Consider the following 15,840-nt stretch of genomic DNA (forward strand, 5'->3'; position numbering starts at 1 on the left):
CCGGTGTCCTCGTGGCCGGCGTGCCCGGTGGCTGCGCCGGGGTCGTGGCGGTGGTGGGTGGTCATGGTGTGCTCCTCGGGCCGGATCACGGCGTGCGGTCGGCGTCCTGCGTACCCCTCCAGGGTATATACCCCCTAGGGGTATTTGGCAAGGGAGTGCCGGGGTCCTCCGCCGCCGGGTCCGGAGGGGCCGAGCACCCGCGCGGCAGCACCGCGGTGAAGACCGCGCCCCGTCCCGGGCCGGGGGAGGCGGCCGTGAGGGTGCCGCCGTGGGCCTCGACCAGGGCGCGGGCGATGGTGAGCCCGATCCCCGAGCCGCCGTGGTCGCGGTCGCGGGCGGAGTCCCCGCGCCAGAAGCGCTCGAAGACGTGGGGCAGCCGGTCGGCCGCGATGCCCTCGCCGGTGTCGGCCACGGTCAGGACGGCGCGCGCCGGGCCGTCGGGGGCGGCCCGCACGGTCACGGTGCCGCCGGGCGGGGTGTGCCGCAGGGCGTTGGTCAGCAGGTTGCCCAGCACCTGGCCCGTGCGCTGCCGGTCCACCCGGGCCACGGTCGCCGGCCCGGCCTCCACCACGAGCTCCACGCCCTTGGCGGCGAAGGCCTCGCGGTGGGCGTCGGCGCCCGCGCGGGCGAGCTCGTCCAGGGACTGCTCGGTGCGGTCGAGCTCGATCCGGCCCTCCTCGGCGCGCGAGACGTCGTGGATGTCCTCGACCAGGCGGGTGAGCCGTTGCAGCTGGTCGGTCAGGATCGCGCCCGTCTCCTCGTCCCAGGGCACGACCCCGTCCTGGAGGCCCTCCACGTAGACCGTGAGCACCGAGACGGGGGTGCGCATCTCGTGGGCGAGGTCCGAGAGCATCCGCCGCCGGGTCTCCTCGGTGCGCTCGAGGCGCTCCGCCATCGTGTTGAAGGCCCCGGTGAGGGCGTCCACCTCGGCGCCGGCGCCCATGGCCGGGACCCGGGCGTCGTAGCGCCCGCGGGAGACGCCCCGGGCCGCCTCGGTCAGCCGCTCCAGGGGGCCGCGCAGGCGGCGGGAGGACCAGGCGCTCACCGCGAGCGCGCAGACCAGGGCGGTGCCGAGGGCGACCCCGAGGGTGAGCAGGCCGGTGTCCCGGTAGGCCTGCTCGACGTGGAGCAGCTCCGGGGAGCTCTCGGCGTGGCCGGCCATCACGAGGTGCTCGTGGAAGATCGGGGGGCCCGCGACCGCGGCGGCCGTGGCGGCGGCGGCGAGGCTCGCCGCGACGACCAGCAGCTGGGCGCCGAGGAGGCGCAGGGCCAGGCCCCGCTCGCGCCGGGGGCTCACCGGACCGCCATCCGGTAGCCGATGCCCCGGACCGTCTCGACCACGGCGGCCGGGGCGCCGCCGAGCTTGCGCCGCAGGTGGCCGATGTGGACGTCCACGAGCCGCTCGTCGCCGACCCAGGACGGGCCCCACACGGCGTCGATGAGGTGCCGGCGGCTCAGCGCCCGGTGCGGCTCGGCGGTCAGGGCGGCCAGGAGGTCGAACTCGGTGGGGGTCAGGGCGACGGGGACCCCGTCCACGCGCGCCTCGCGGGCGCCGAGGTCGACGACGACGCCGCCGACCGTCCGCACCGGTGCCGCGGCGGGCAGCGCGGTGCGGGGACGGCGCAGCACCGCCGCGACGCGGGCGACGAGCTCGCGGACGCTGAAGGGCTTCACGACGTAGTCGTCGGCGCCGGCGTCGAGGCCGGCCAGGACGTCGTCCTCGTCGCCGCGGGCGGTGAGCATCAGCACGTAGCAGGAGGAGAAGCGCCGGACGCGGCGGCAGACCTCGATGCCGTCGAGCCCCGGCAGCCCGAGGTCGAGGACCACGACGTCGGGGGCCCGCAGGCGCGCGGCCTCGACCGCCTCGGGCCCGGTGTGCACGACGGCGACGTCGTGGCCGGCGCGGGCGAGGTAGGCGGCGACCATGCGGGCGAGGGGCTTCTCGTCGTCGACGACCAGCACCCGGCCGGTCGCCGGTTCGGGGCCGGGACTCATGCCCCCAGTGTCCTCCCGTGCGGACGCGGCGGAGGAGCCCGGAGCCGGTGCACCGGCCGATCTTCGCCGAATCTTCACGCGGTCCCGTGCCCGCCGCCGCGGTGCGGCGGGTGCACCCGGTGCGAGCCGTCCGGTGCGGGACGGTCGCCGGGGACCGCGGGTCAGGCGGGGCTCAGCCCTCGCACTCGATGCAGTACGCGGCCCCGTTCTTCTCGCGCGCGAGCTGGCTGCGGTGGCGGACCAGGAAGCAGGACATGCAGGTGAACTCGTCCTCCTGCTCCGGCACGACCTGGATCCGCAGCTCCTCGTGGGAGAGGTCGGCGCCGGGCAGGTCGATGCCCTCCGCGGTGTCGCTGTCCTCCATGTCGAGGGTCGGCGTCTGGGCGGTCTCGCTGCGCTGGGCGCGGATCGCCTCGAGGGACTCGTTGGCGGGCTCTTCCTCGACGCTGACCTTCGGGGCGTCGTAGTCGGTGGCCATGGGTGGGTCCTCCTTCGGACGGGGTGCTGGGCCGGACGGGGTGCCGTCCCGGACGGGTGCGGGACGGTGTCCTCCCGGCTGGTCCCCCGCACAACCGGGGGAGGGCGGAACGTGTTCCCGCGGCGCCGACCCGGGCCGCAACGATCCCCTCCGGACTGTTGGGTCCTGGGCCGCCGGGCCGTAGGCTCGGCACGTCGGCCCCCGACCGTACCGGGCGCGGCCCCCGCGGACAAGCGGGTCCGCGCGGGCGCGGGGGCGGGACACGACCAGGACCGGCGGCGCGAAGTGCGAGGTGGACCGTGACGACCAGACCCGACGTGATCGTCTTCGACGTCAACGAGACCCTCTCGGACATGACGCCCCTGGGGGAGGCGTTCGCCGCGGCCGGGGCCCCGGCCCACCTGGCGCGCACCTGGTTCGCGGGCATCCTGCGCGACGGCTTCGCGATCACGGCCGCCGGCGGCAACGCGGCCTTCGCCGAGATCGCCCAGGACAGCCTGGGCCGGCTGCTGGCCGAGGCCGGGGGCCCGATCACCGACGGTGCGACCGGCTCGATCATCGCCGCGTTCAAGGGCCTCGACGTGCACCCCGACGTGCGCCCCGGCGTGCCCGAGCTCGCCGGCCTGGCGCAGCTGGTCACCCTCAGCAACGGCTCCGCGCGGGTCGCGGAGTCCCTGCTGACCCGGGCGGGGCTGCGGGAGCACTTCCGCACGCTGCTCAGCGTGGACGACGCCCCGGCGTGGAAGCCCGCCCGCGCCGCCTACGCCTACGCCTCCGCCGAGTGCGGGGTTCCCGCCGGCCGGATGCTGCTCGTGGCCGTCCATCCCTGGGACATCCACGGGGCCCGCCGGGCCGGGCTGCGCACCGCCTGGCTCAACCGCACCGGCGCCCAGTACCCCGGCTACTTCGACGGGCCCGACCTGGAGGTCCCCGACCTGCCCGCGCTCGCCGCCCGGCTCGCGGAGCTGCCGGCCCGACCGTGAGCCGGTCCGGCCCGCCCGGCCCCGGGGCGCCGGACCCCGGGGCGCCGGGCGCCGTGCCGCAGCTCGTGCTCGCGGTCGACCCCGCGCTGTGGTTCCTGCTGTCGCCGCGGCACCGCCGGCCGCGGTTCGGCCTCCCGGTCCCGGCGACCGACACCGTGGGGCACGTGGTGCGCGCGGTCGGGCTGCCGCCCACCGAGATCGGCCCCGTGCACCTCGACGGCCGGCCCGCCGGGCTCGACCGGCGGCCCACGGCCGGGGTCCCGCCCGGCGGTGCGGCACCGGTGCTCGCGGTCGGGCCCCGGCCCCGGCCCCAGCCCACCCGCTCCTGCCCGCCGCGCTTCCTGCTCGACGTCCACCTGGGCGCCCTGGCCCGGCGCCTGCGCCTGCTCGGTCTCGACGCCGCGTGGGAGCCGGCGGCCGAGGACGCCGAGCTCGTGGCCCGGGCCCTGAGGGAGGGACGGGTGCTGCTGACCCAGGACCGGGGGCTGCTCCACCGCGGCGCCGTGCCCGAGGGGGCGCTGGTGCGGGGCCGGGCGCCGGAGGAGCAGCTCGACGACGTCCTCGGGCGCTTCGCCCCGCCCCTGGCGCCGTGGACCCGGTGTCCGCGCTGCGGGGCGGCACTGGTCGCGGCGGACCCGCACGAGGTCGCCGACCGGGTCCCGCCCCGGGCGCTGGCCGCCCACACCGCATTCCGCCGGTGCACCGGCTGCGGGCAGGTCTACTGGCGGGGCGCCCACGCTCGGCGCCTCGACGCCCTCGTGGCCCGCGCCCGGGACGCCGCCCGCCCCGGGAACGGAGCGGGGGAGCGCGGAGCGGGCGGACCCTCAGCCTGAGGGCTCCGGTCCCTGCTCCCGGTCCCGGTCCCGGCGCCGCGGGCGGCGCAGCAGCCGGGGGCGGGGCCACTCCCGCGGGCCCGGCAGGCGCACGTTCCACTCCCCGGCCCCGGGCAGGCGCCAGCCGCGGCGGCGGGCGAGCACGGTGAGGGTGGCCGCCGTGAGGATCGAGGCCGCCATGCCCCAGTTGGGCCTGCCGGCCTCGTGGAGCACCGCCATCTGCAGGCTGCCGACCACGGCACCGGTCGCGTAGAGCGTGTTGCCCCCGAAGATCAGGGGCACCCGCCCCACCGCGATGTCGCGGATCATGCCCCCGCCCACCGCCGTGACCACGCCGATCATGATCGACGGCAGCCAGCCCAGGCCCGCACCGAGGGCCTTCGAGGTCCCGGTGGCCGCCCAGCAGCCCAGGGCGAGCGCGTCCGCGACCACGAGGACGCGGTTGGTCCACCGGCCCCGCAGCTGCAGGAAGAAGGCGATCACGGCACCCGCGATCGCGGTGCTCAGGTAGGCCGAGTTCGTCAGCGCGACGGGGAAGCCCACCTGCAGCAGCGTGTCGCGCAGCATGCCCCCGCCCAGGCCGGAGACGACCGCCAGGACCACGAACCCGACCAGGTCCATGCGCATCTGCCGGGCCACGGCCCCGCCGAGCACGCCGTTGGCGAGGACGCCGAGCAGGTCGACGACGTCGAACAGCACGCGGGGGTCCAGATTCTCCACGATCACCTCGTCCGGGGAACGGCGTCGCTCGAGGCTAGCACCGCCCCGGCCGCTAGCGTGGGCCCCGGGACCGCGGCCCGCGGGCCGGAGCAGGAGAGGGGACGGGACGATGACCGCCGCACCGCGCACGGACGAGGAGGTGCCCGGCTGGGTCCGGGACCTCGGGCTGCCCGGACTGGCCGACATCCACGTGCACTTCATGCCCGACCGGGTGCTGCGCAAGGTGTGGGCGTTCTTCGACGGGGCCGAGGAGTACTACGGGCGGCCGTGGCCGATCACCTACCGCACCGACGAGCGGACCCGGCTGGCGACCCTGCGAGCCCTCGGCCTGCGGGCGGTGCCGGCCCTGTCCTACCCGCACCGCCCCGGGATGGCGGAGTGGCTCAACGACTGGAGCGCCGGGTTCGCCCGCCGGGTCCCCGACGTGGTGCACTGCGCGACGCTCTACCCCGAGCCCGGGGCCGGGGACTACGTGCGCCGGGCCCTCGCCGAGGGTGCCCGGCTGGTGAAGACCCACGTCCAGGTCGGCGGCTTCGCCCCCGACGACCCGCTGCTCGACGACGCCTGGGCGGCGCTCGCCGAGGCCGGCACCCCGGTCGTGATGCACGCCGGGTCCGGGCCGCGGCCGGGGGCTTTCACCGGGCCCGGCCCTGTGCGCCGGCTGCTGGAGGCCCACCCCGGGCTCGTCCTGGTGGTCGCCCACCTGGGCATGCCGGAGTACCACGCGTTCGCGGACCTCGCCGAGGAGTTCGACCGCGTGCACCTGGACACCACCATGGTCGGCACCGACTTCACCGAGGCCTTCGCGCCCCTGCCCGAGGGGTTCCGCGAGCGCCTGGCCGGGCTGCGGGAGAAGGTCGTGCTCGGCTCCGACTTCCCCAACATCCCCTACCCCTACGCCCACCAGCTCGAGGCCCTCGCCCGGCTGGACCTGGGCGAGGAGTGGCTGCGCGCGGTGCTGTGGGACAACGGGGCCCGGCTGCTCGGCCTGCCCGCCCGGTAGCCGCCGCCCGCACCATTGGGGCTCCGGTGCTGGCCCGCGGCCCCCGGCCGCACTAGGGTCCGAGGGAACGGCCCCGCAGTCCTGCGGGGCCGCGCCACCGCCGCCGTACCGGCCGCCGCCTCCCCGGGGCCGCCGCCGTGCCCGGCCCGTCCCGAGGAGGATGCCCGTGCTCAGCAGCGCGTCGAGGACCGAGGACGTGGGCGTGCGCCTCGGCGCGGGCTTCCTGGGGGTCGTGCTGATCGCCGTGAACCTGCGCGTCGGGTTCGTGACGGTGGGCCCGCTGCTCGGCGAGATCAGCGGCGACCTCGGACTGACCGCCGGGCAGGCGGGCCTGCTCACCGGGCTGCCGCTGGCGATGTTCGCACTGTTCTCCCCGGTCGCCCCCGCCCTGGCCGCACGGGCCGGGCTCGACCGGGCGCTGTGGCTGTCGCTGCTGCTGCTCACCGCCGGGATCCTCGGCCGCTCCGCGCCGGCCGAGGCCGCCGTGTGGCTGGGCACCGCGGCGATCGGCGTGGGCATCGCCTTCCTCAACGTGCTCCTGCCCTCGCTGGTCAAGCGCGAGTTCCCCCAGCGGGTCAGCCAGGTCACCGGTCTCTACAGCGCGATCCAGAGCGCGGCCGCCGCCGCCGGCTCGGCCCTCGTGGTGCCCGTGGCCGCCGCCTCCCCGGCGGGGTGGCGGCTGGCCCTGGGCGTGTGGGCCGGCGTCGGCCTGATCGCCCTGGCCGTGCTCGCCCCGTGGCTGCGGCGGGCGCCGGAGGCCCCGGTCCGGCGCCCCGCCCGCGCCGTCCCGGCCCGCTCGCCGTGGGGCTCCGCGCTGGGGTGGCAGGTCACCGGGTTCATGGGCCTGCAGTCGGTGGCCTTCTACGTGTTCATGGCGTGGCTGCCGAGCATCGAGCGCAGCCACGGGGTCCCCGCCGCGGCCGCCGGGGCCCACATGGGGCTGTTCCTGATGAGCGGGGTGCTCGCGTCCCTGGCCACCGGGGCGCTGATGGAGCGCTTCGCCGACCAGCGCCCGGTCGCCGTCGGCGCCGCCGTCCTGGCGGCCGTCGCCTACACGGGCCTGGCCCTGGCGCCCGGGCTGATGCTGCTGTGGGTGCTCGTGGGCGCGGTCTCGTGCGGGGCGCTGATCGTGATCGCGCTGTCCCTGTTCAGCCTGCGCTCGAGCGACCCCGCCCAGGCCGCGGCGCTGTCCGGGATGGCGCAGTCGGTCGGCTACGCCCTGGCCGCGCTCGCCCCGGGCGCGGTGGGCGCGCTCTACGACCTCACCGGGTCGTGGCGGGGGCCGCTGCTGCTGGTCGCCGCCGCCATGGCCGGACTGTGCGTCACGGCCTGGTTCGCGGGCCGCGACCGGGTCCTCGACGGGCGCCGCTGAGGCCCTCCCCGCCGGTCCTCCGGCGCCCCGCCGGGGATTCGCCGAAGCACATCCGGGCGGGGGCGAGAAATGTTCGCGTCATGGGGTCCACCCGCCCCTGACCTGCCGATACGTTGAGCGTGTCGTGCCGGGCGCCACCGGTTCCCCCGGTTCCCCGGCTCCTTCACGAGGGATGGGACCAGGACCATGAAGACCATGCGCAGAGCAGCCACCGCAGCCCTTCTCGCCACGGGGCTCGGCCTCGCCGCGGCCGCCCCGGCGAGCGCCGCGATGGAGCTCTCCGACATCAGCGACGCGACGCGCATCGCCGACGGCGCCGCCGTCGAGGGCACCTACACCGTCACCTGCACGGAGGGGACGAACGTGTTCGTCTCCCTGAGCGTCACCCAGGCCGTCTCCGACGGGCGGATCGCCAACGGCAGCGACTTCGAGCAGTGGACCTGCGAGGGCGGGCAGATCGAGCTGACCTACCAGGCCGTCGCCTACAACATGGCCTTCCAGCCGGGCGAGGCGGTGGTCTCGGGCTTCATCCAGGAGTGCCAGGACCAGGTCGTCTGCGGTCCCGGCACGAACCTGCCGCTGATCGTCATCGAGGTCGGGGACGCGGACGGGCCCGCCGACGGGACCACGGACGGCACCGCCGACGAGGCCGCGGAGGAGGACGCGGACGCCACGGCGGGGACCGGGGAGTAGCGCCGGGGAGCGGGGGCGCCCCGGCGGGGACCGGGGCGGCGGCCGGGTCCTCCGTCCGCCCGGCGGGGCGGACGGAGGACCCGCTCAGGCCCCGGGCCGGTCGGCGGCGGCCGCCGGGGACCCGGTGCCCGCCGGGGATCCGGCGGCCGCGCCGGCCTGCTCGGCGGGCCGGGCCCGGCGCCCGAGCACCGCGCACAGCACCGCGATCAGGGCGACGAGCCCGCCGGTGAGCACCAGCTGCGTGCGCACGACGGGGTCGAACCAGCCCAGCACGAGGATCCCGCCCACGAGGGCCAGCGCCAGCCAGGACAGGTAGGGGAAGCCCCACATCCGCAGCGGCAGCTCCCGGCCCTCCCGGTCGGCGCGGCGGCGCAGGACGATCTGGGAGACCAGCGAGAGGGCCCACACCACGAGCACGGTCGAGCCGATGGTGTTGAGCAGGAACCCGAGCACGGCCTCCGGCCAGAGGTAGTTGAGCACCACGGCCACGAAGCCGAAGAGCACCGAGGCGACCACCGCCGGGACGGGCACCCCGGAGCCGCTGAGCCGCACGAACCGGCGCGGGGCGCAGCCGCGGTCGGACAGGGAGTGGAGCATACGGGAGGCGCCGTAGAGGTTGGCGTTGAGCGCCGAGAGCAGGGCCAGGGCGATCACGACCGCCATCACGGCCTGCGCCCCGGGCAGCCCGGCCACGGAGAGCACCGCCACGAACGGGCTCGAGGACAGGCTCTCGGTGTTCCACGGCAGGATCAGGACCATGAGGGCCACCGAGCCGACGTAGAAGACGAGCACGCGCACCACGATGGTGCGGATCGCCCGGGCCACGTTGCGCTGCGGGTCGCGGGTCTCGGCGGCGGCCACGGTGACGAGCTCGGTGCCGCCGAAGGCGAAGACGACGACGAGCAGCGCGGCCGCCACGCCGGTCACCCCGGTGGGCATGAACCCGCCGTGGGCGGTGAGGTTGGCGAGCCCGGGCGAGGGGCTCGGCAGCAGGCCCAGCAGCAGCGCGGCGCCCACGAGCAGGAACGCCACGACCGCGCCGACCTTCAGCAGTGCGAACCAGAACTCGGACTCCCCGAGCGCGCGGACGCTGACGAGGTTCAGCGCGGTGAAGACGACCATGAAGGCGAGGGCCAGCGACCACTGCGGCAGGACGGGCCACAGCTCGCTGAGGATCTGGGCGGCGGCGGTGGCCTCGGCGGCGATGACCACGACCAGCTGCGCCCACCACAGCCACCCGAGGGTCTGCCCGGCCGTGCGGCCCAGGGCCTTCTCGGCGTAGACGGAGAACGCCCCGCGGGCGGGGTCGGCGGCGGCCATCTCGCCCATGGCCCGCATGACGAGCACGAGCACCACGCAGGCGACGAGGAAGGAGATCAGCACGGCGGGCCCGGCGAGGGCGATCGCGGAGCCGGTGCCCACGAACAGGCCCGTGCCGATGGCGGAGCCCAGGGCCATCATCACGAGGTGGCGGGGCTTGAGGTGCTGGGCGGACGCCGGGTCGGGCGTCCCGTGGGGGGCGGGAGCCGCGGCGGGGGTGGTGCCGCGCTCCTGCGTCAGGAGGGTTTCACTCATGGACCCCCATGGTGTCACCCGGATCACACGGGAATGAAATCCAGGTCACAGCACAGGGGTGGGCGAGGGGTGCCGCCGCGGGGCCGGGACCCCGCGGCGGCACGGGCTCACTGCTGCTCGCCGCCCTCGTCCTGGCCGCCGGAGAGGAAGTCCCCGGCCTTCTCCTGGGCGGTGTCGACGTGCTCGGCGTGCTGCCCGCCGGTGCGCTCGTCGACCCTGTCGCCGGCCTTGTCGATGCCCTGCTGGACCTGGTCCGGGTGCTGCCCGGCGAGGTCCTTGGCCTTGTCCGCGAATCCTCCGATGTCAACCATGGTCGGTCCTTCCGTCGTTCGGTGGCCGGGGGCCTGCGCCGCCCGGCTCGGATCCTCCCCATCGTGCCGTGTGCACCCGCCCCTGGCCACCCCGCCGCGCGGTGTTCGCCCGCCGCGCACACCGCCCGCTCCGGTGCGGCCCGGCCGTTCAGCGCCCGTGCGGGGGCGGCTGGACGTCCCCGAGCACCTCCGAGACGACGGCCCGGGCGTGCTCCTCGGCCGCCGCGGGGTCCCCGGCGAGCACGGCGGCGGCGGTGGCCTCGTGGTGGGCCAGGGCGGCGGGCTCCGGGTCCGCCGGCATCAGGCCCAGGCTCGTGCGGCCCGAGAGCACCTCGGCCACCACGTCCCGCAGCGCGGCGAGCATGGGGTTGCCGCTGGCCTCGAGCAGCAGGCGGTGGTAGGCGGTGTCGACCGCCAGGTACTCCGGGTCCGTGCCCCGCCCGGCCTCCCCGAGCTCCCGCAGCCGGGCGGCGAGACCGGCCAGGCGGGCCCGCTCGTCGTCGCCGGCGCGCACGGCCGCCAGCCGGGCGGCCACGGGCTCGATGGCCGAGCGCAGCTCGGTCAGGTCCAGCAGCTGGGCGGCCCGCCCCGGCCCGCCCAGCCGCCACCGGATCAGCCGGGGGTCGAACGGGTTCCAGGACTCCGGGGGCAGGACCGTGACGCCCACCCGGCGCCGGGACTCGACCAGTCCCATCGACTCGAGCACGCGCACGACCTCGCGCACGAGCGTGCGGGAGGCGCCGAGCTCCTCCTCGAGCCCGGCCAGGGTCAGGACCGTGCCCGGCGGGCGGGTCCCGGAGGCGATGGACTCCCCGAGCCGGTCCAGGACCGCGCCGTGCAGCTCCACGCCGTGCATGGGCCCTCCGTCCGTGGCCGGGGCAAGTCCTTGCCGCTGGTTGCCAAAAGTATGATCTTTCTGCCAGCCTAGCGCGTGTCGTGGATCACGACGACGCCTCACCGCCCGATCCGGGCACGAGATCAACGGAGATGCTCAGTGGACGACTGGACACAGACCCTCGGCACCGCGCCCCTGCTGGGCATCGCGGCGGCCGCCATCGCGCTGATCCTGGTCCTGGTGATCAGGTTCAAGCTGCACGCCTTCCTCACCCTGATCGTGGTCGCCCTGCTGACCGCCTTCGCCACGGGCATCCCGACGGGCATGATCGTGGACACCGCGGTCGAGGCCTTCGGCGGCACGCTCGGCTCGGTCGCCCTGCTGATCGGCCTCGGCGCGATGCTCGGCAAGCTCGTCGAGCACAGCGGCGGCGCCCGGGTGCTCGCCGACAGGCTCGTGGAGATCTTCGGGGAGAAGCGGGCGCCCTTCGGCCTCGGCATCGCCTCGCTGATCATGGGCTTCCCGATCTTCTTCGACGCCGGCCTGGTCGTGATGCTGCCGATCATCTTCGCCGTCGCCCGCCGGGTCAGCGGCAACAACGTGCTGCTCTACGGCATCCCCGCCGCCGGTGCTTTCTCGGTCATGCACGTCTTCGTCCCGCCGCACCCGGGCCCCGTGGCCGCCACCGAGCTCTACGGCGCCGACCTCGGCACGGTCCTGCTGATCGGCCTGCTCCTGGCCTTCCCGCTCTGGTACTTCTCCGCGTACCTGTGGGGCAAGCGCGTGGGCACCAAGTACGTCCTGCCCGTCCCCGGGTTCTTCGGCGAGGTCGACCCCGACCAGCCCGCCGACCCGCCGAAGGTCGGCACCATCGTGGCCCTGTTGCTGCTGCCGCTCGTGCTGATCTTCATGAACACCGGCCTCGACTTCCTGCGCGCCGCCGGCACGGTCTCCGAGGACACCTCCTGGTTCCAGCTGCTCTCCGCGCTGGGCGAGTCCCCGGTCGCGCTGCTGATCTCGGTGCTCGTGGCCCTGTTCGTGCTCGGCACCCGGCGCGGCGAGCACGGCACCGCGCTCGAGAAGGTCGTCGACTCCTCCCTGGGCCCGGTCGCCTCCGTCATCCTCATCACCGGCGCCGGCGGCATGTTCGGCGGCATCCTGCGCGCCTCCGGCATCGGCGACGCCCTGGCCTCGTCGCTGGACGGCATCGGGCTGCCCGTCATCTTCGCCGCCTACCTCATCGCCGTCGTCCTGCGCCTGGCCCAGGGCTCCGCGACCGTGGCCCTCGTGACCGCCGCCGGGCTGATGGCCCCGGCCGTGGCCGCGGGCGGGTTCGGCTCCGTGGAGGTCGCGGCGATCGTGCTGGCCACCGCCGCCGGCTCGGTGTTCGCCGGCCACGTCAACGACTCCGGCTTCTGGCTGGTCGGCCGGCTCATGGGCATGGACGTCAAGACCACCCTGAAGACCTGGACCGTCCAGCAGGCCCTCGAGTCCGTGCTGGGCTTCCTGATCGTCCTCCTCGTCTTCTGGATCGCCTGATGCGCCCCGTCGCGCAGCTGTTCGACCTCACCGGCCGCCTGGCCCTGGTCACGGGCTCCTCCCGCGGCCTCGGCCGGGTCCTCGCCGAGGGCCTCGCCCAGGCGGGTGCGCGCGTGGTGCTCCACGGCCGCGACCGGGAGGCCCTGGAGGCGTCCCGGGCGCAGATCGCGGCGGCCACGGGCACCGACCCGCTCACGGTGCGCTTCGACGTCACCGACGCCGCCGCGGTGCGCGAGGCGCTCGCGGCCCTGGTCGCCGCCCACGGCGTGCCCGAGATCCTCGTCAACAACGCCGGGATCCAGCGCCGGGCGCCGTTCAGCGAGTTCTCCGCCGAGGACTGGGACGAGATCGTCGCGGCGAACCTCTCCAGCGCGTTCCACGTCTCCCGGGCGCTGGCCCCGGGCATGCAGGAGCGCGGCTCGGGGAAGATCGTCAACGTCGGTTCCGTGCAGTCCGTGCTGGCCCGGCAGACGATCGCCCCCTACTCGGCGACCAAGGGCGGGCTCGTGATGCTCACCAAGGGCATGGCCGCCGACCTCGCCCGCCACAACGTGCAGGTCAACGCGATCTCGCCCGGCTACTTCGCCACCGAGATGAACCAGGCCCTCGTGGCCGACGAGCAGTTCAGCGCCTGGGTCGCCCAGCGCACCCCCGCCCAGCGCTGGGGCCGGGTCGAGGAGCTCGTCGGGACCCTCGTGTGGCTGTGCTCCGACGCCTCGAGCTTCGTCTCGGGGCAGAACGTCCTCGTGGACGGCGGGATGACCGCCGTCGTCTGAGCCCGTCCGTCCCCGCCGCCCGCACCCCCAGGAGGAGTCCCCATGCAGGCCGTCGTCATCCACGGGAAGCTCGACCTGCGGGTCGAGGACCGCCCCGTCCCCGAGCTCGGCGAGGGGCAGGTGCGGCTGCGGATCGCCTACGCCGGGGTGTGCGGGTCCGACCTGCACTACTACTACGAGGGCGCCAACGGCGAGTACGCCGTGCGCGAGCCCCTCGTGCCCGGCCACGAGGTCTCCGGGACCGTGGACCTCGACCCGTCCGGGGAGCTCGCCCCCGGCACGCCCGTGACCGTCCACCCCGCCACCTTCGGCACCCCCGAGCCCGGCATCCTGGACCGCCGGCACCTGTGGCCCGGCGGGGCCTACCTGGGCAGCGCCTCGACGGACCCGCACACCCAGGGCGGGATGAGCGAGCACCTCGTGGTGCGCCGCGACATGGTCCGGGTGCTGCCGGCGGGCCTGGGGCTGCGCGCCGCCGCGCTCGCCGAGCCCCTGGCCGTGGCGCTGCACGCCCTCACGGTGGCCGGGGACGTGGCCGGGCGCCGGGTGCTCGTCTCCGGGTCCGGGCCCATCGGGCTGCTCGCCGCCGCCGCGGCGCTGGCCCGGGGCGCGGCCGAGGTCGTGGCCACCGACGTGCTCGCGGGCCCGCTCGAGCGGGCCCGCGCGCTGGGGGTGCACGGCACCGTGCGCGTGGGCACCGAGGAGGTCCCGCCCCTGTCCTTCGACGTGGTCCTGGAGTGCTCCGGGGTGCCCGCGGCCGTGAGCGCGGCGCTCGTGGGCGCGCGCCGGGCCGCCGTGGTCGTCCAGGTCGGCATGGTCCCGGGGGAGCCCCGCCCGGTGAACCTCGCCCCGCTGGTGTCCAAGGAGCTGCAGCTGCGCGGGAGCTTCCGCTTCGACGACGAGATCGGCGAGGCGCTCGAGCTGCTCGCCCGCCGCCCGGAGATCGAGGACGTCGTCACCCACGTGCTCCCGGCCGGGCAGGCCGTGGCGGCCTTCGAGGCCGCCCGCGACTCGGCCGCCTCCGGCAAGGTCCTCGTGTCCCTGCGCCCCGGCGGCGCCCGGTGACGGACCCGCGCGCCGGGGCGGCAGGGCCGGTCGTCGTCGGCGTCGACATCGGCACCACGGCCACCAAGGCGGTCGCCTTCACCCCGGCGGGAGAGCAGCTGGCCTGCGCCTCCGCCGGCTACCCCCTCGAGGCGCCCGCGCCCGGCCGGGAGGAGCAGGACCCCCGGCGGATCCTCGAGGCGGTGCTCACCACGGTGCGCCGGGTCGCCGCCGAGGTCGGCCCCGCGCGGGTGGCCGGGCTGTCCTTCAGCGCCGCGATGCACAGCCTGCTCGGGCTCTCGGCGGCGGGCGAGCCGCTGACCGGGCTGATCACCTGGGCCGACGCCCGCGCGGGCGCCCAGGCCGAGCGCCTGCGGGCCGCGCCCGGCGGCCTGGAGCTGCACCGGCGCACCGGCACCCCCGTGCACTCGATGTCCCCGCTGGTGAAGCTCGTGTGGTTCCGAGAGGAGGAGCCGGCGCTGTGCGCCCGGGTCGCCGCGTGGGCCGGGATCAAGGAGTGGGTGCTGCTGCGGCTGTGCGGTGAGCTCGTGACCGACCACTCCGTGGCCTCGGCGACCGGGCTGCTGGAGCTGAGCACCCTGGACTGGGACGCCGAGGCCCTGGACCTCGCCGGCCTCGGCCCGGACCGGCTGCCCCGCCTCGTGCCCACCACCCACGTCCTGCCGGGCCTCACCGCCGAGGCCGCCGCGGCGACGGGGCTGCCCGCGGCGACCCCCGTCGTCGTCGGCGCCAGCGACGGGCCGCTGGCCAACCTCGGCCTGGGGGCGGTGCGCCCGGGTGTCGCCGCGTGCTCGATCGGCACGAGCGGGGCCCTGCGGGTGGTCGTCGACCGCCCCGTGGTCGACCCCCGCGGGCGCGTGTTCTGCTACGCCCTCGTGCCCGGGCGCTGGGTCGTGGGCGGGGCGATCAACAACGGCGGCGTGGTGCTCGGCTGGGCCGGCGACGCCCTGGCCCCCGACCTCGGCGACGAGCCCGAGGAGGAGCTGCTGGCCCTGGCCGCCCGCGTCCCGGCCGGTTCCGGCGGGCTGCTCATGCTCCCCGCCCTGCTGGGGGAGCGGGCGCCCCGCTGGACCTCCATTCCCCGTGGGGCATATGTCGGGCTCACGCGCGCCCACCGGCGGGAGCACCTCGTGCGCGCCGCCCTCGAGGGGGTCTGCCAGCAGCTGGCCCTCGTTCTCGACTCGATGCGCGAGGCGGGGTTGCCCGTCACCGAGATCCGCGCCACGGGCGGGTTCGCCCGCAGCCCCCTGTGGCGCCGGCTGCTCGCCGACGTCCTCGGCACGGAGATCTCCTTCGCCCCCGGCCACGACGGCTCCGGCTTCGGCGCGGCCCTGCTCGGGATGCAGGCCCTCGGGCTGGTCCCCTCGGTGGACGTCGCCGCCGACCTCGTGACCGTGGCCGAGACCGTGGCCCCGGACCCGCACGACGCCGCCGTCCACGCCGCCCTGCGCCCGGTCTTCGACGGCCTGCACGACGCCCTGGCCCCGTCCTTCACCGCGCTGCGCGACCTCGCGGGCCGCCTGCCGCTGGAGCGCTGAGCCCCCGGGCCGCCCCGGCCCGGACGGTGGCCCCGTCCCGGCCCGGACGGTCCGGCCCGCGGCCCGCGTCGTCGCCGGTCCGCCGTGCCTGCGGCCCCGCGGGTCCCGAACCGGTATCGATCCG

General features: G+C 76.3%; 16 protein-coding genes. 9 read left to right on the forward strand and 7 right to left on the reverse strand.

Annotated features, from left to right (window positions below):
• Window positions 1-85: 85 nt before the first annotated feature.
• The 3 genes from AS188_RS03350 to AS188_RS03360 all read right to left on the reverse strand — a co-directional run bounded on the left by AS188_RS03350 (window position 86) and on the right by AS188_RS03360 (window position 2,473).
• Window positions 86-1,297: a HAMP domain-containing sensor histidine kinase gene (locus AS188_RS03350; protein WP_147050356.1), complete on the reverse strand. Its 1,212-nt coding sequence runs from the start codon at window positions 1,295-1,297 to the stop codon at window positions 86-88.
• On the reverse strand, window positions 1,294-1,995 hold the full coding sequence (locus AS188_RS03355; protein ID WP_058857650.1) for a response regulator transcription factor: 702 nt from the start codon (window positions 1,993-1,995) through the stop codon (window positions 1,294-1,296). Before AS188_RS03355 ends, AS188_RS03350 begins: the two co-directional genes overlap by 4 nt.
• A gap of 172 nt (window positions 1,996-2,167) precedes the next feature.
• Window positions 2,168-2,473 (reverse strand): DUF4193 domain-containing protein, encoded by a 306-nt coding sequence (locus AS188_RS03360; protein WP_058857651.1) that lies wholly within the window; start codon window positions 2,471-2,473, stop codon window positions 2,168-2,170.
• A gap of 299 nt (window positions 2,474-2,772) precedes the next feature.
• Here AS188_RS03360 and AS188_RS03365 point away from each other — a divergent pair, with 299 nt between their 5' ends.
• Entirely contained in the window at window positions 2,773-3,456 is a 684-nt protein-coding gene (locus tag AS188_RS03365) for a haloacid dehalogenase type II (protein WP_058857652.1), read from the forward strand.
• Entirely contained in the window at window positions 3,453-4,289 is an 837-nt protein-coding gene (locus AS188_RS03370) for a Mut7-C RNAse domain-containing protein (RefSeq protein WP_211268314.1), read from the forward strand. Before AS188_RS03365 ends, AS188_RS03370 begins: the two co-directional genes overlap by 4 nt.
• Here the strand turns inward: AS188_RS03370 and AS188_RS03375 are convergent.
• Window positions 4,281-5,009: a trimeric intracellular cation channel family protein gene (locus AS188_RS03375; protein ID WP_147050358.1), complete on the reverse strand. Its 729-nt coding sequence runs from the start codon at window positions 5,007-5,009 to the stop codon at window positions 4,281-4,283. The genes AS188_RS03370 and AS188_RS03375 overlap by 9 nt on opposite strands.
• A gap of 109 nt (window positions 5,010-5,118) precedes the next feature.
• On the opposite strand from AS188_RS03375, the gene AS188_RS03380 reads away from it, so the two are divergent.
• From AS188_RS03380 to AS188_RS03390, 3 genes are all read left to right on the forward strand, one after another.
• Complete coding sequence (locus AS188_RS03380) at window positions 5,119-6,012, forward strand: amidohydrolase family protein (RefSeq protein WP_058857654.1); 894 nt, start codon at window positions 5,119-5,121, stop codon at window positions 6,010-6,012.
• 166 nt (window positions 6,013-6,178) lie between these two features.
• On the forward strand, window positions 6,179-7,384 hold the full coding sequence (locus AS188_RS03385; RefSeq protein WP_230777648.1) for an MFS transporter: 1,206 nt from the start codon (window positions 6,179-6,181) through the stop codon (window positions 7,382-7,384).
• 195 nt (window positions 7,385-7,579) lie between these two features.
• Window positions 7,580-8,077: a hypothetical protein gene (locus AS188_RS03390; protein WP_147050359.1), complete on the forward strand. Its 498-nt coding sequence runs from the start codon at window positions 7,580-7,582 to the stop codon at window positions 8,075-8,077.
• Window positions 8,078-8,161: 84 nt separating this feature from the next.
• On the opposite strand, the gene AS188_RS03395 is transcribed toward AS188_RS03390, so the two are convergent.
• From AS188_RS03395 to AS188_RS03405, 3 genes are all read right to left on the reverse strand, one after another.
• On the reverse strand, window positions 8,162-9,652 hold the full coding sequence (locus tag AS188_RS03395; protein WP_083529221.1) for an amino acid permease: 1,491 nt from the start codon (window positions 9,650-9,652) through the stop codon (window positions 8,162-8,164).
• A 107-nt stretch (window positions 9,653-9,759) separates the two neighbouring features.
• Complete coding sequence (locus tag AS188_RS03400) at window positions 9,760-9,963, reverse strand: antitoxin (protein ID WP_058857657.1); 204 nt, start codon at window positions 9,961-9,963, stop codon at window positions 9,760-9,762.
• A 148-nt stretch (window positions 9,964-10,111) separates the two neighbouring features.
• Window positions 10,112-10,819 carry a FadR/GntR family transcriptional regulator gene (locus AS188_RS03405; RefSeq protein WP_058857658.1) on the reverse strand — a complete coding sequence of 236 codons (708 nt, stop codon included), beginning with the start codon at window positions 10,817-10,819 and terminating at the stop codon, window positions 10,112-10,114.
• Window positions 10,820-10,957: 138 nt separating this feature from the next.
• Between AS188_RS03405 and AS188_RS03410 the strand changes: the two genes are divergently transcribed.
• Genes AS188_RS03410 through AS188_RS03425 form a run of 4 tightly spaced genes read left to right on the forward strand, consistent with a single transcriptional unit; the run spans window position 10,958 to window position 15,716 of the window.
• Window positions 10,958-12,337: a GntP family permease gene (locus tag AS188_RS03410; protein WP_058857659.1), complete on the forward strand. Its 1,380-nt coding sequence runs from the start codon at window positions 10,958-10,960 to the stop codon at window positions 12,335-12,337.
• Window positions 12,337-13,113 carry a glucose 1-dehydrogenase gene (locus AS188_RS03415; RefSeq protein WP_058857660.1) on the forward strand — a complete coding sequence of 259 codons (777 nt, stop codon included), beginning with the start codon at window positions 12,337-12,339 and terminating at the stop codon, window positions 13,111-13,113. Before AS188_RS03410 ends, AS188_RS03415 begins: the two co-directional genes overlap by 1 nt.
• Window positions 13,114-13,155: 42 nt before the next feature.
• On the forward strand, window positions 13,156-14,178 hold the full coding sequence (locus AS188_RS03420; protein WP_058857661.1) for an L-idonate 5-dehydrogenase: 1,023 nt from the start codon (window positions 13,156-13,158) through the stop codon (window positions 14,176-14,178).
• Window positions 14,175-15,716, forward strand: a complete 1,542-nt coding sequence (locus tag AS188_RS03425) for a gluconokinase (RefSeq protein WP_058857662.1) — start codon at window positions 14,175-14,177, stop codon at window positions 15,714-15,716. The genes AS188_RS03420 and AS188_RS03425 overlap by 4 nt, the downstream gene beginning before the upstream one ends.
• Window positions 15,717-15,840 lie beyond the last annotated feature (124 nt).

It is taken from the genome of Kocuria flava (assembly GCF_001482365.1).
GTDB classification, from domain to species: Bacteria; Actinomycetota; Actinomycetes; order Actinomycetales; family Micrococcaceae; genus Kocuria; species Kocuria flava.